Raw genomic sequence first — 13,746 nt, 5'->3', positions numbered from 1 at the left:
CGGAACGCGCCGCCCGGCTTGAGAGCGGGGCGGCGCGTTCAGTGCGGCTTTCCGAAGGAGCGTCAGGACTTGTTCGCCTCGGCGTCGTCCTCGCTGTAGATGGCCTCGATCTCGGCGGCGAAGTCCTTGATCACCCGGTCCCGCTTGACCTTCAGCGAGGGGGTCAGGTGCCCGCTGGCCTCGCTGAAGTCCACATCCAGGATCCGGTACTTGCGGATCGACTCGGCCCGGCTGACGCTCTTGTTGGCCTCGGCCACCGCCGCGTCGATGGCGGCGCGCACGTCCGGGTCCTGCCGGAGCTGCTCGATGGTCATGTCCGCGGGCTTGCCGTGGGCCTGCGCCCACGGGCCGAGGGCCTCGTTGTCGAGGGTGATCAGGGCGCTGATGAACTTGCGGCCGTCGCCGATCACCACGCACTGGCTGATCAGCGGGTGGGCGCGCAGCCGGTCCTCCAGCGGGGCGGGCGCCACGTTCTTGCCGCCCGCGGTCACCAGGATCTCCTTCTTGCGGCCGGTGATCTTCAAGAAGCCGTCGGCGTCCATGGTGCCGATGTCGCCGGTGTGGAACCAGCCGTCCTCGATGGCCTCCTTGGTGGCCGTCTCGTTGGCCCAGTAGCCCTGCATCACGTTGACGCCCTTGACGAGGATCTCCCCGTCGTCGGCGATCCGGACGGTGACGCCGGGGACCGGCTGGCCGACCGTGCCGACGCGCAGCGCGCTGGGCCGGTTGACGCTGACCGGGGCGGTGGTCTCGGTCAGGCCGTAGCCCTCCAGGATCACGATGCCGACGCCGCGGAAGAAGTGCCCCAGCCGCTCGCCGAGGGCCGCGCCGCCGGAGACGGCGTACTTGACCTGGCCGCCGACCGCCTCCCGCAGCTTGCGGTAGACCAGCAGGTCGAACACCTTGCGCTTGAGCTTGAGGCCCAGGCCCGGCCCGCCGGGGGCGTCCAGCGCCTTGCTGTAGGCGATGGCGGTGTCGGCCGCGGCCTTGAAGATCTTGCCCTTGCCGCCGGCGATGGCCTTCTGCTCGGCGCCGTTGTAGACCTTCTCGAACACCCGCGGCACCGCCAGCAGGAAGGTCGGCTTGAAGGAGGCCAGGTCGGGCAGCAGGTTGGGGATGTCGCTGTGGCCCAGCACGATCCCCGACTCGATGCAGGCCACCTGGATCAGCCGGGCGAACACGTGCGCCAGCGGCAGGAACAGCAGCGTGGAGGAGCCCTCCATGGCGACCTCGCTGAGCGCGCCCTTGATGGCGTTGCGGGTGGTCACCACGAAGTTGCCGTGGCTGAGCTCGCAGCCCTTGGGCCGCCCGGTGGTGCCGGAGGTGTAGATGAGGGTGGCCAGGTCGGCCCCGGTGCGGCCGGTGCGGCGCTCCTCCAGCGTCTCGTCGGAGACCTCGGCGCCCAGCTTGGTCAGCGCGGCCACGGCGCCGTCGTCGATGCGCCACACGTGCTTCAGATGCGCCGGCTTGTCGGCGATCTCATCGACCCGGGCCGCGTGCTCGGCGGTCTCGATGATCAATGCCTTGGCGCCGGAGTCGGTGACGATCCACTCGATCTGCTCGGCGGAGGAGGTCTCATAGATGGGGACGGTGACGGCGCCGACCGCCCAGATCGCATAGTCCAGCAGCGTCCACTCATAGCGGGTGCGCGACAGCAGGGCCACCCGGTCGCCGGGCTCGATGCCGGCGGCGATGAGGCCTTTGGCCGCACCGGAGACCTCGGCGACGAACTGGGAGGCGGTGACCGGACTCCAGGAGTCGCCGGACTTGCGGCGGAGCACGACCTGACCGGGGTTGCTGCGGGCGCGGGAGAAGAGCGCGTCGGTCAGGTTGGTGGATTCGGGCACCTCCACCATCAAGGGGGCGCTGAACTCGCGCACGGTCACTCCTCTATTGAGAACGGTAACAATCTGGGCGGAACTTGAATGTGGACGCTACCGCTTCGTCCTACTCGTGGGTAGCCATCGGTGGGCGAGACGGGTTCACAATCGTGTTACATGCCCGTGCTCCAGGTTATGCGCCCTGGTCGCGCGGCTGTTCGCGCGGTGCCCCGGCGGGCGCGCCCCGGGCCGGGCGGGAGGCGCCCGATCCGGGCGTGACACGGACGTCATGCCCGGCCGGATCGGACAAAGAGGCTTATTGTCGGTGCATGCGGATCCATGTGGTGAGCGATGTCCACGGCAACGTGGACGCGCTCAGGCGGGCCGGCGAGGGCGCGGACGTCTTCATCTGCCTGGGCGACCTCATCTTGTTCATCGACTACGCGGACCACGGGCAGGGCATCTTCGCCGAGCTGTTCGGCCAGGAGAACGCCGACCGCTTCATCGCGCTGCGCACCGAGAAGCGCTTTGCGGAGGCCCGCGAGTTCTCCCGCAGACTGTGGGATTCGCTGGAGGGCGGGGCCTGGCCGCACATCGAACGGGCGGTGCGCCGCCAGTACGCCGCCCTCTTCGAGGCCATGCCGAGCCCGGCCTACCTCACCTACGGCAACGTCGACCTCCCCCAGATGTGGGGGGACTACCTGCGCGAGGGCCACCGGGTGCTGGACGGGGAGGTCGCCGAGATCGGCGGGCTGCGCTTCGGGTTCGTCGGCGGCGGGCTGCGCACCGTCTACCGCACGCCGAACGAGATCGACGATGAGGAGTACGCCGCCAAGGTGGCCGCCGTCGGCGAGGTGGACGTCTTGTGCTGCCACATCCCCCCGGCCGTCCCCGACCTGCTCTATGACACCGTCGCGCGCCGCTTCGAACGCGGCAGCGAGGCCGTCTTGGAGGCCATCCACCGCACCCGGCCCCGGTACGTGCTGTTCGGCCACGTGCACCAGCCGCTGGCAAAGCGGATGCGGATAGGCCGTACCGAGTGCGTCAACGTGGGCCACTTCCGCGCCGCCGGCGTGCCGTACGTGCTGGAGCTGTGACGATACTGGCCGCGGAAGCGATCGAGCGGGCACGGCCCGGGGAAGGGGAGGGCAGTCGATGGCCGAGCGCACCAGTGCCTCCATCACCATCGCGGCGGACCGGGAAAAGGTCATGGAGGTCATCGCCGACCTGCCGGCCTATCCCCAGTGGGCCGGGGGGATCCGTGAGGTTCAGGTGCTGGAGACCGGCCCGGACGGACGTCCGGCCAAGGCCCGGCTGACCATCGACGCCGGCCCGATCAAGGACACCTACGGCCTGGCCTACCACTGGGGCGAGCAGGAGGTGAGCTGGGAGCTGGTGGAAAAGGGCGGCGTGGTCTCCGGTCTGCGCGGCTCCTACCGGCTCGCCGAGACCGAGGGCGGCACGCAGGTCACCTACGAGCTGGCGGTGGACGTGCGGGTGCCGATGATCGGGATGCTCCGCCGCAGAGGCGAGAAGATGATCATTGAAGCGGCGTTGAAGGGACTCAAAGGATATGTCGAGCGCTGAGTAAGACATTCGTTACCCGCGCCAGAACAGTACGGTTCTGGCCGATGACGGATGGATGATGTTGCCATGACGGACCGGCCCGGCGATGTCCTCGACGAGGCCGTACGGCTGCTGGACGGCCTGCGGACCGGCGACCCGTGGAGCCGGGCCGTCCCACGGCAGCGACCCCCGCACACCGCCCCTGAACGTCCCGACCGCCCCCCGCACCGCGCCACGGCGCCCGCCGCAGCGGCGGGCGCGGTCGCCGGTGACCGTCTCCCGGACGCCGCCGCAACGCCGATGACGGCCGCATGGTGGCCCCTGGAGGCTTTGGAGCGATCTAATTTGCTGCATCCCGGCGCCGGGCGGCGGGAGGGCTCCGGCGGGGAGCCCGTCGATGCCGGTGCCGGATGAGCGCAGGGAGCCACGAGGAGGAGACACATGGCGCTGACCATCGGCGTGGATGTGGGAGGCACCAAGGTCGCGGCGGGGGTGGTCGACGACCGCGGGCGGATTCTGGAGAAGGTGCGCAGGCCCACCCCCTCCACCGACCCCCGGCAGACCGCCGAGGTCATCGCCGAGGTGGTCGATCTCCTCAAGGGCAAGTACCCCGAGGTCGAGGCGGTCGGGCTGGGCGCGGCCGGGTTCGTCGACGAGGCCCGCGCCACCGTGTTGTTCGCCCCCAACCTGGCCTGGCGGGACGAGCCGATCAAAGGCAAGGTCGAGGAGCTGGTCGGGCTGCCGGTGGTGGTGGAGAACGACGCCAACGCCACCGCCTGGGGCGAGTTCCGCTTCGGCGCCGGACGCGGCGAGCGCTTCCTGGTGCTGGTGGCGCTGGGCACCGGCATCGGCGGCGGCATCATCGTCGACGGCCGGCTGTACCGGGGACGGTTCGGCATCGGCGGGGAGATCGGCCACCTGCGGATGGTGCCCGACGGCCGCCGCTGCGGCTGCGGCAACCGCGGCTGCTGGGAGCAGTACGCCAGCGGCAACGCCCTCGTCCACGAGGCCCGCGACCTGGCCCGGGTCGCCCCGCTGATGGCCTCCCGGCTGCTGGAGCTGGGCGGGGGCTCCCCGGAGGGCATCCGCGGCCCGGAGGTCACCCAGGCCGCCCGCGAGGGGGACCGGGCCGCGCTGGAGTGCTTCCGCACCGTGGCCGGCTGGGTCGGGCGGGGCCTGGCCGACCTGACCGCGATCTTGGACCCGGGGGCGTTCATCATCGGCGGCGGGCTGTCGGACGCCGGGGACCTGCTGCTGGAGCCGGTCCGCGACGCCTATGAGGCCGTGGTCACCGGGGTCGGCTACCGTCCGCTGCCCGACATCCGGATCGCCGAGCTCGGCTCCGACGCCGGGCTGGTGGGCGCCGCCGACCTGGCCCGCCAGCGCTGAGCGGGCGCCGGTGAGAAGGCTGCGGGTCCTCAGCTACAACATCCGCTCCATGCGGGACGACCGGGCGGCGCTGGTGCGGGTCATCCGCGCCTGCGCCGCCGACCTGGTGTGCCTGCAGGAGGTGCCGCGCCTGGCCCCCACCTGGCGGGCCAGGCGGCGGGCGCTGGCCGCCCGCACCGGGCTGACCGTGGCCTGCGGGCGGCGCGCCGCCGGGCTGGCGGTGCTGGCCGGGCGGCGCGTCCGCCTCCACCACGCCGAGCACCACCTGCTCAGCCGCGTCCCCGGCCTGCACCGCCGGGGCCTGGCGCTGGTCGTGGCGGAGATCGCCGGCGCCCGCGTGATCGTCGCCGACACCCACCTGGACCTGGACGCCTCCGCCCGCCTGGCGCACACCGCCGAACTGCTCGCCCTGCTGAAGCGGGCCCGCGACCGCTACGAGGCTCCCGTGGTGCTGTGCGGCGACATCAACGAAGAACCCGAAGGCCCGTCCTGGAATGCGCTGACCGGTTTCTTCACCGACGCCTACGCCGCCGCCCCGCGCGGTCCCGCCGCCACCTATTCCTCCCGCCGCCCGGCCAGGCGCATCGACGGGATCTTCACCGATCCCCGCATCGAGGTGCTCGGCTGCGGCCTGCCCCCCGGCCCCGCGCCGGCCGCCGACTACCCCCGGGCCAGTGACCATCTGCCGGTCCTGGCGGAGTTGCGGCTGCCGCCTTGAGCCGGCCGGGGACGCCGCTCATACGACGGCGCCGTCGTCGCTGTCGCGGGGATCGTCGCCCATGCGCAGGACGAGGGTGACGAAACCGCCGATGAAGGCCGCCACCGCCAAGAAAGCCGCCCAGCCGGGCACGTCCCAGCCGAGCATCACCGTGACCAGCAGGTAGAGGGGACCGCCGACCAGGCTGATCCAGGCGGCCTTGGTGATCGGGTCGGTGCTGGGCAGCGGCGGGGGCGGCGGGGGGATGTAGTGGTCGTCGTCATCGGCCGCCCGCTCCGCGGCCTCCTCGGCGGCGGGGAATTTGATCACTCGGGCGGTGGGCAGCCGCCCGGTGCGGTCCGCTCCCTCGTCCGCGGGCTCGTCCAGATTCTCCTGCTCGGGCCAGGGCGTCTGGCCATCGGCGGGCGCGGCGTCGAAACTGGCGACGATCTCCGCCCAGATCGCCTCCTCGTCGCGCTCGGCCACCGTGCCGCCGCCGGAATCGCCGGTGCGCACCCGGCCGCGCGGCGGCTCACCGGTCTCGGTGTCCGCCGCTCCACTCTCGCCGGCCGGCTCGCCGTCGGAGGAACGCAACCGGGTCAGCTGGGTGTGCAAGACGCCCTCGGCGGCCGACCGCATCGCGGTGTCGACGTACAACCGGTCCAGCGAGTCGCCGTCCGCGCCGGAGCGCCCGGGCTCGCCCCGGTCGGGACTGGGGGTCACATAAGCGGCGACCCCGGCCTCCCGCAGCGCCTCCAGCATGGCGTCGGCCAGATGGGGCGCAAGGTCGATCAACGGGGCGTACGAGTCGGCGTCCAGTCCATTGCCACGGCGCTTCACGGGGCCGGCTCCTTCGACGACTGCAGCGTGACCGACAGCACCGGCATGACGGCCTCCGCTCCCCAATCAGGTGTCCCCCCAAAGTACCCGCCACGCCATATGGCCGTACTCGGGAGGCGCTCTCCCGCCTGGACTCCTACGGTATTCGTTCCGCGACGATGAACAAGACAAGCGGGACCGATCGGGGTGACCTTCGCAACCGGGTGCGCTCCGGCCCGCCCGGTGACGTGCGCCGCCGGGCCGGGTGATGTGGGCATGGTGTTGCGGAGATGCGATGATGATCCATCGCCATCGTCCGTCAAGCCGTGGCGGGACGGTGGCCAAAGGGGAGTCGGGTGCCGCGGACAGGTGTGGCCGAGGAGGGTATCGGCATGTTCTGGTTCTGGATGCTGCTCCGGATCGTCCTCACACCGATCCTGTACCTGCTGTGGTGGCCGCGGAACTCCGGGATGGAGAACGTCCCCAAAAAGGGCCCGGCGCTGCTGGTCAGCAACCACCAGTCGTTCGCCGACCACTTCTTCGGGCCGCTGCCGCTGCGCCGCCGGATCTTCTTCCTCGGCAAGGCCGAGTACTTCACCGGCACCGGCATCAAAGGGCTGATCAGCAGGGCCTTCTTCACCGGGGTCGGGGTCGTGCCGGTGGACCGCTCCGGCGGCAAGGCCAGCGAGGCGGCCCTGGAGACCGGGCTGCAGATCCTCAAGCAGGGCAAGCTGCTGGGGATCTACCCCGAGGGGACGCGGGCCCCCGACAAGCGGCTCTACAAGGGCAAGACCGGGGTGGCCCGGCTGGCGCTGAAGTCCCGGGTCCCGGTCATCCCGATGGCGATGATCAACACCTTCGACCTGATGCCGGCCGGCCAGCCCTACCCCCGGCTCGGCGTGCGGCCCGGGGTGCGCTTCGGCAAGCCGATGGACTTCTCCCGCTACTACGGCATGGAGGACGACCGGGAGGTCCTGCGCAAGGTCACCGACGAGATCATGCAGGCCATCCGGGAGCTGTCCGGCCAGGAGTACGTGGACCGCTACGCCGCCGACGTCAAGGCCGAGATGGCGGGCAAGGCGCCGCGGCCGGCCGACGAGGACGAGTGAGCGGGCGCTGAGGCGAGCCGGGAGCGGCGGGGACCGCGTTCGCGGCCCGACCGCCGGCCCGCGGGCCCGGCCGACGCAACGGCGCCGGGCGCACGGCCGCCGGGGACGCATGCGCGTCCCCGGCGTGATTGTTTTCCGGGCCCCTCGCCCTCGGCCCGGCCTTGAAGATCGACGGCCGCGTTCGAACGGCGGGTGCCCGCCGCCGAGTGGCGCTATGGTCTAGACCAATGAGACGAGCCGGGCGATCGGCGCCCCGGCCGTGTGCTGAGCCATGCCTTGCCATCTGCGCTATTAGGCTGGCCGGGTGAGCAATGGGGAGGAATACATGCGCGTCGGAGTGCTGACCGGAGGCGGTGACTGCCCCGGTCTGAACGCCGTGATCCGCGCTGTGGTGCGTAAGGGAATCTCGGTCTACGGGTATGAGTTCGTGGGCTTCCGGTCGGGCTGGCGCGGCCCGCTGGAAGGCGACACGGTGGCGCTGGACATCCAGGCCGTGCGGGGCATCCTGCCGCGCGGCGGGACGATCCTGGGCTCGTCGCGGACCAACCCGCTCAAGGTCGAGGGCGGCATCGAGCGGATCAAGGACAACCTGGCCGGGCTCGGTGTGGATGCGCTGGTCGCCATCGGCGGCGAGGACACCCTCGGCGTCGCCAAGCATCTGCACGAGGCCGGCGTCAACGTGGTCGGGGTCCCCAAGACCATCGACAACGACCTGAACGCCACCGACTACACCTTCGGCTTCGACACCGCCGTCAACATCGCGGTGGAGGCCATCGACCGGCTGCACACCACCGCCGAAAGCCACCACCGCGCCCTGATCTGCGAGGTGATGGGCCGGCACGCCGGGTGGATCGCGCTGCACGCCGGGATGGCCGCCGGCGCCAACGTGATCTTGATTCCGGAGCGGCCGTTCGACATCGACAAGGTCGTCGAGTACGTCGAAAGCCGCTTCAAGACCCGGTATGCGCCGATCATCGTGGTCGCCGAGGGCGCCCACCCGATCGAGGGCCAGATGGCGGTGCAGAGCAAGGAACTGGACGCCTTCGGGCACGTGCGGCTGGGCGGCATCGGCCAGTGGCTGGCCGACGAGATCGAAAAGCGCACCGGCAAGGAGGCCCGCTGCACCGTGCTGGGCCACATCCAGCGCGGCGGCACGCCCAGCGCCTTCGACCGGGTGCTGGCCACCCGCTTCGGGCTGCACGCCATCGACGCCGTCCACGACGGCGACTACGGCAAGATGGTCGCCCTGTCGGGCACCGAGATCATCCGGGTGGACCTGTCGGCCGCCACCGACACGCTCAAGACCGTCCCGCTGGAGCGCTACGCCGAGGCGGAGGTCTTCTTCGGCTGACCGGCGGACCGGACCGGGCGGCTGCGGCGCGTCCGCACCGGGCCCGCGGGCGCCGGAATGGAATATCCCGGCGCCTGCGGGCCTTATCCTGTCGCGGTGGTCGCAACGGTGGGCGACACTGGATACCGGTCTTCTTCACCCCGTTCTACGCAGGAGGTCCCCGCATGACCGTGCTCGACACCGCGGCCGGGCAGATCACCGGCGGCCCGCCGGCGATCGGTGAGCCGTGCGTGCTGATCAAACTGGGCGAGGTCGTGCTCAAGGGCAAGAACCGCGAGGTGTTCGAGCGGCGGTTGCAGAACAACCTGCGGTCGGCGGTCCGCGACATCGCGCCGGTGCGCATCTGGCGCCGCCACGGCGTGATGGTGGTGCGCGTGGAACGGGGCGGCGGCGCCGACGTCGCCACGGTGGACGCGCTGGCCCGGCGGATCACCGATGTGATGGGCATCGTCTGGGTGCACCGGGCCTGGCGGGTCGGCAAGGACCCCGACAGCGTGGTGGGCGCCGCCCTGGAACTGATGGCCGGCCGCACCGGCAGCTTCGCGGTGCGCTCCCGCCGCCGCGACAAGCGCTTCCCGCTGACCTCCACCGAGCTGGACCGCCTGGTCGGCTCCAAGATCGTTGAGGCCTACGGGCTGCCGGTGAAGCTGAAGGAGCCCGAGCACACCCTGTCGATCGAGGTCGACCGCGACGAGGTGTTCGTCTTCACCGACGGGCTGCCCGGCCAGGGCGGGCTGCCGGTGGGCATGAGCGGGAGGGCGCTGGTGCTGCTGTCGGGCGGCATCGACTCCCCGGTGGCCGCCTACCGGATGATGCGCCGCGGGCTGCGCGTGGACTACCTGCACTTTTCCGGCATGCCCTTCACCGGGCCGGAGTCGATCTACAAGGCGTACGCGCTGGTGCGCGAGCTGGACCGCTTCCAGGGCGGCTCGCGGCTGTTCGTGGTGCCCTTCGGCAAGGCCCAGCAGCAGATCAAATCCTCCGGCGCCGACCGGCTGGCGGTGGTCGCCCAGCGCCGCCTGATGCTGCGCACCGGCGAGATCCTGGCCCGCCGGCTGGGCGGTCTCGCGCTGATCACCGGCGACTCCCTGGGCCAGGTCAGCAGCCAGACGCTGGCCAACATGACCGCCGTGGACGATGCGGTGGAGCTGCCCATCCTGCGTCCGCTGGTGGGCATGGACAAGGTCGAGATCATGGACACCGCGCGCCGCATCGGCACGCTGACCATCTCCGAGCTGCCCGACGAGGACTGCTGCACGCTGCTGGCGCCGCGCCGCGCCGAGACCCGCGCCAAGATCGAGGACCTGCGGCAGATCGACCGGCGGCTGGACGCCGAGGAGCTGGCCGAGAAGCTGGCCGACTCCGTCCAGGAGCACCGTCCCGTCTACGGCGAGGGCAACGCCGCCTGAGAGTTCCTCGCCCCCTGGACCGTCCGAGCCCAGGGGGCGAGGGGCGTTCTCACAGCTCCCGGTCGCAGGGGCGGGGGGTCTCCGGGCCGTCCGGCCCCATGAGCACCATCCGCTCCACCCGGACGATCCGGAAGCGCCGCCCGGCCGCCACGATGTTGTCGCGGCGCCTGCCGTCCTGCAGCAGGTCCGCCGCCTCGGCGTACTCGGCCGCCTCCAGCGGGTTCGGCCGCTCCACCGCCGGCACCACGTGCCGGAAGTAGGTGGCCAGCGAGTCCCGCGCCTCCTGCGGCATGCCGTACAGCCGGGTGCCGGGCCGCCACAGGTCCCCTGACTGCTCGGCCACGGTGAACATCGGCGTCAGCTGCACCGGGGTCATGAACGGCTTGACCGGCTCACAGCCGCGCCGGGCCGTCTCATCCAGGTACTGGCACAGCAGCTCGGCGGTGACGATGTCGGCCGCGCCGCCGAGGTCGAGAACCGGGTCGGCGATGAACTCCGGCGCCCGGCGGTGCGCCGGGACGGGCCGGGTGGGATCGCGGTCGGTGGGCCGGGGCGGCTCCGGCCCGTCGGGACCGGTCCGCATCAGCTGCTCGATCCGCACGATCCGGAACCGGCGCGCCAGCACCGACACCTCGTCACAGGCCCCGTCGACCAGGTGCCGGGCCGCCTCATGGTAGTCCCGGGCCGCCGCCGGGGCGGCCATCGCCCCGCGGTTGCGCAGGTGGGCCGCCAGCAGCTCACGGGCGCCCTGGGGCAGCGGATCGCACGGGCACACCAGCTGCCAGCCGCCCGGCACCTGCTCGGCCGCGGCGAACAGCGGTCCCGCCACCACCAGCTCCGGGTAGGCGGCCAGCGCACGGCGGGCGTCCGCGAGCATCACGGCGGCCACCGGATCCACGGCGGCCAGATCCTCGGGGAAGATCCGCCCGCCGGGATCCCCCTCGCCGATAGTCATGCGCAGCATCTTCCTTGACGGTTCGGCTTTGCGCGAGTGCTTCAGAGCACTTTCCTTGCTTCGATGCAAAAAAGCGCCCTAGGGCCCGGTGAGGCCGGCGCCGGGACGTCAGCGGCGTCCGGCCGCAACGAGCATCACCAGCCCGGCCGTCAGCAGCGCCAGGCCCGCCAGGGCGACCCCGCCGAGCCGCTCGTGCAGCACCACCAGGCCCAGCACCGCCGCCACCGCCGGCTCGGCCAGCGTCAGCGTCGTCGCCGCGGTCACCGGGGTGCTGCGCAGCCCCCTGGCGTACAGCAGGTACGCGCCCGCGGTGGTGACGACCCCCAGGTAGCCGGTCACCAGCGCGCCGGGGACGGTGAGCAGCCAGGTGGGGGAGCCGGCCGCCAGCGCCGGCAGCAGCAGCGCCCCGGCCGCCGAGAACAGCACCGCGACCACCGCCCGGTCCTCCTGGCCCGCGGTGATCAACCGGGACGTGATCGTCGCGTACGAGGCGTATCCCAGCCCCGACAGCAGCGCCAGCGACACCCCCAGCGGCTCGACGCCGGCCTGCCGGCCGCCGCCCACCAGCGCGGCGCAGCCGACCACCGCGCAGGCCGTCGAGACCGCCCACCGCGCCGTGGGCCGCGGGCCGCCGGTCAGCAGGGCGATCAGCCCGGTGAACACCGGGCCGCTGCCGATCGCCACGATGGTGCCGGTGGCGACGCCGGTGCGGGAGACCGCGGCGAAGAAGGCGGTCTGGTACACCGCGACGCACACCGCGCCCAGGGCCAGCATCCACCGGGCGCGGGGGAGGGCCAGCAGCCGCCGCAGCCCCCGGCCGCGAACCGGGGCGCCGCCGTCACCGGCCGCGGTGCGACTGAGCGCGGCCACGGCCAGCAGGACGGCGCCGCCCAGGGCGATGCGGGCGGCGCCGACGGAGACGGGGTCGGCCCCGGCCGGGGCCGCGGTGAGCACGGTGCCGGTCGTCCCCCACAGCGAGGCGGCCAGCAGGACGTCCATGCCGCCGGCCGACCGCCGGGCGGGCAGGGCGGGATCAGTGGAATCGATGAGGCGTGCGGACACGCGGGCAACTCCTGAACTCGAATCGGATAAGGACGATCCGGGTCCGGGGCACGCGAAGAAGGGACCGGGCGCCGCATGCGCCGGGTCCGGTGCGCTCACGAAGACGAGCCGAAGGAACGCGCCCCGGTCAGGAGCGGGGAGGCCCCAGTTGCGCCGTCCAATACGCCATGGCCGTGACCTTATCAACCCCGCCCGCCTTGCGGACAGCTGCCTTCCGGCGGCGGTTCCGGCGAGGCGGCCGGTGCCCGCCGCCGAAGGCCGCCGCTCAGCCCATGGCCAGCGCGTCGGGGGCCTGGGTGAGGGACCGGCCGAAGACCGGCGGCAGCTCGCGCACCAGCCGGGCCAGCTCCCGCACGTCCCCGTCCACCAGGGCCTGCGCCCCGTCGCACAGCGCGGTCTCCGGGTGCGGGTGCACGTCCACGATCACCCCGTCGGCGCCGACCGCGATCGCCGCCCGGGTCAGCGGCAGCACCAGGTCGCGCCGCCCGCCCGAGTGCGAGGGGTCCACGATCACCGGCAGGTGCGACAGGCGCTGGGCCACCGGCACCGCCGAGATGTCCAGGGTGTTGCGGGTGGCCTTCTCGAAGGTGCGGATGCCCCGCTCGCACAGCACGATGTCCAGGTTGCCGCGCTGGGCGATGTACTCGGCGGCCATCAGCCACTCCTCGATGGTGCCGCTCATGCCGCGCTTGAGCAGCACCGGCTTGCCGGCCTCCCCGACGGCCTGCAGCAGCGAGAAGTTCTGGGCGTTGCGGGTGCCGATCTGCAGCATGTCGGCGTAGGAGGCGACCAGCTCCACGTCGTGGGCGTCCACCACCTCGGTGACGACCGGCAGCCCGGTCTCGGCGCGCACGTCGGCCAGGATCTTCAGGCCCTGCTCGCCCAGTCCCTGGAAGGCGTAGGGGGAGGTGCGCGGCTTGAACGCGCCGCCGCGCAGCAGGGTGGCGCCGGCGGCCTTGGCCATCTGGGCGGCCCGCAGGGTCTGGTCGGGGGTCTCCACCGCGCACGGGCCGGCGATCAGGGTCATGGTGCCCGGCCCGATCGGCACGCCGCCGACCCGCACCACCGAGCGGTCGGGGTGGTTCTCCCGGCTGACGAGCTTGTAGGGCGCCGAGATGCGGATGACGTCGCGCACGCCGTTCATGCGCCGCAGGTTCAGTGAGCCGAACTGCTCCACGTCCCCCACCAGGCCGACGATCGTGCGGCTGACCCCGCGGCTGACGAAGGCCTCCCCGCCCGCCGTCTCCACGATCGAGACGACGGCGGCGATATCGGCCTCGGTGGCCTCCGGTCCCATCACGACGACCATGTCTGTCTCTCCTCGTTGCTCGTCTGTGTCGCTCGTCTGTCGCTGCCGCCTGCTTTCAGGCGTTCGGTCGGGGAGGCGTGCACGAAAAAAGCCCCGGGCCGCTCGGGACCCGGGGCTTTCGTGAGCCTGTCAGCGCAACGCCGGACCGGCCGTCACCCGTGTCCCGGGCCGGCCATAAAAGATCCAGCGGTAGGTGTTGCGCATGGGACGAGGATAACCCATCCGGGCGGCCGCGCGGCAGGGAGGGCCCGAGTATGGCC

13 protein-coding genes are annotated in these 13,746 nt (G+C 72.2%); 8 read left to right on the top strand and 5 right to left on the bottom strand.

Going from position 1 to position 13,746, the window contains the following annotated elements; genetic code table 11:
• Positions 1-62: 62 nt before the first annotated feature.
• On the bottom strand, positions 63-1,880 hold the full coding sequence (locus BUE48_RS15080) for an AMP-dependent synthetase/ligase (protein ID WP_012853377.1): 1,818 nt from the start codon (positions 1,878-1,880) through the stop codon (positions 63-65).
• Between the two features lie 269 nt (positions 1,881-2,149).
• On the opposite strand from BUE48_RS15080, the gene BUE48_RS15075 reads away from it, so the two are divergent.
• From BUE48_RS15075 to BUE48_RS15055, 5 genes are all read left to right on the top strand, one after another.
• Entirely contained in the window at positions 2,150-2,917 is a 768-nt protein-coding gene (locus BUE48_RS15075; protein ID WP_012853376.1) for a metallophosphoesterase family protein, read from the top strand.
• A 58-nt stretch (positions 2,918-2,975) separates the two neighbouring features.
• Complete coding sequence (locus BUE48_RS15070) at positions 2,976-3,407, top strand: SRPBCC family protein (protein WP_012853375.1); 432 nt, start codon at positions 2,976-2,978, stop codon at positions 3,405-3,407.
• 66 nt (positions 3,408-3,473) lie between these two features.
• Entirely contained in the window at positions 3,474-3,800 is a 327-nt protein-coding gene (locus tag BUE48_RS15065; protein WP_286990193.1) for a hypothetical protein, read from the top strand.
• Between the two features lie 27 nt (positions 3,801-3,827).
• A complete protein-coding gene (locus BUE48_RS15060; RefSeq protein ID WP_012853373.1) occupies positions 3,828-4,775 on the top strand; it encodes an ROK family glucokinase in 948 nt (315 codons plus the stop codon).
• 10 nt (positions 4,776-4,785) lie between these two features.
• Positions 4,786-5,493, top strand: coding sequence for an endonuclease/exonuclease/phosphatase family protein (locus BUE48_RS15055; RefSeq protein ID WP_012853372.1), 708 nt, complete (start codon positions 4,786-4,788; stop codon positions 5,491-5,493).
• 18 nt (positions 5,494-5,511) lie between these two features.
• Here the strand turns inward: BUE48_RS15055 and BUE48_RS15050 are convergent, their stop codons facing one another.
• Positions 5,512-6,312: a hypothetical protein gene (locus BUE48_RS15050; protein ID WP_012853371.1), complete on the bottom strand. Its 801-nt coding sequence runs from the start codon at positions 6,310-6,312 to the stop codon at positions 5,512-5,514.
• A gap of 371 nt (positions 6,313-6,683) precedes the next feature.
• Here BUE48_RS15050 and BUE48_RS15045 point away from each other — a divergent pair, with 371 nt between their 5' ends.
• The 3 genes from BUE48_RS15045 (at position 6,684) to thiI (ending at position 10,160) form a co-directional block, all read left to right on the top strand.
• Positions 6,684-7,400: a lysophospholipid acyltransferase family protein gene (locus tag BUE48_RS15045; RefSeq protein WP_012853370.1), complete on the top strand. Its 717-nt coding sequence runs from the start codon at positions 6,684-6,686 to the stop codon at positions 7,398-7,400.
• Between the two features lie 325 nt (positions 7,401-7,725).
• Positions 7,726-8,751, top strand: a complete 1,026-nt coding sequence (locus tag BUE48_RS15040) for a 6-phosphofructokinase (protein WP_012853369.1) — start codon at positions 7,726-7,728, stop codon at positions 8,749-8,751.
• Between the two features lie 164 nt (positions 8,752-8,915).
• A complete protein-coding gene (gene thiI, locus BUE48_RS15035; RefSeq protein WP_012853368.1) occupies positions 8,916-10,160 on the top strand; it encodes a tRNA uracil 4-sulfurtransferase ThiI in 1,245 nt (414 codons plus the stop codon).
• A gap of 49 nt (positions 10,161-10,209) precedes the next feature.
• On the opposite strand, the gene BUE48_RS15030 is transcribed toward thiI, so the two are convergent.
• The 3 genes from BUE48_RS15030 to aroF all read right to left on the bottom strand — a co-directional run bounded on the left by BUE48_RS15030 (position 10,210) and on the right by aroF (position 13,486).
• Positions 10,210-11,115: a DUF5954 family protein gene (locus BUE48_RS15030; RefSeq protein ID WP_286990188.1), complete on the bottom strand. Its 906-nt coding sequence runs from the start codon at positions 11,113-11,115 to the stop codon at positions 10,210-10,212.
• Positions 11,116-11,223: 108 nt separating this feature from the next.
• Complete coding sequence (locus tag BUE48_RS15025) at positions 11,224-12,177, bottom strand: DMT family transporter (protein WP_286990186.1); 954 nt, start codon at positions 12,175-12,177, stop codon at positions 11,224-11,226.
• 265 nt (positions 12,178-12,442) lie between these two features.
• On the bottom strand, positions 12,443-13,486 hold the full coding sequence (aroF, locus tag BUE48_RS15020) for a 3-deoxy-7-phosphoheptulonate synthase (RefSeq protein ID WP_012853365.1): 1,044 nt from the start codon (positions 13,484-13,486) through the stop codon (positions 12,443-12,445).
• Positions 13,487-13,746: the final 260 nt, after the last annotated feature.

It is taken from the genome of Thermomonospora sp. CIF 1 (genome assembly GCF_001896795.1).
Taxonomy (GTDB): Bacteria; Actinomycetota; Actinomycetes; order Streptosporangiales; family Streptosporangiaceae; genus Thermomonospora; species Thermomonospora curvata.
This window is presented reverse-complemented; position numbering and strand designations above follow the sequence as displayed.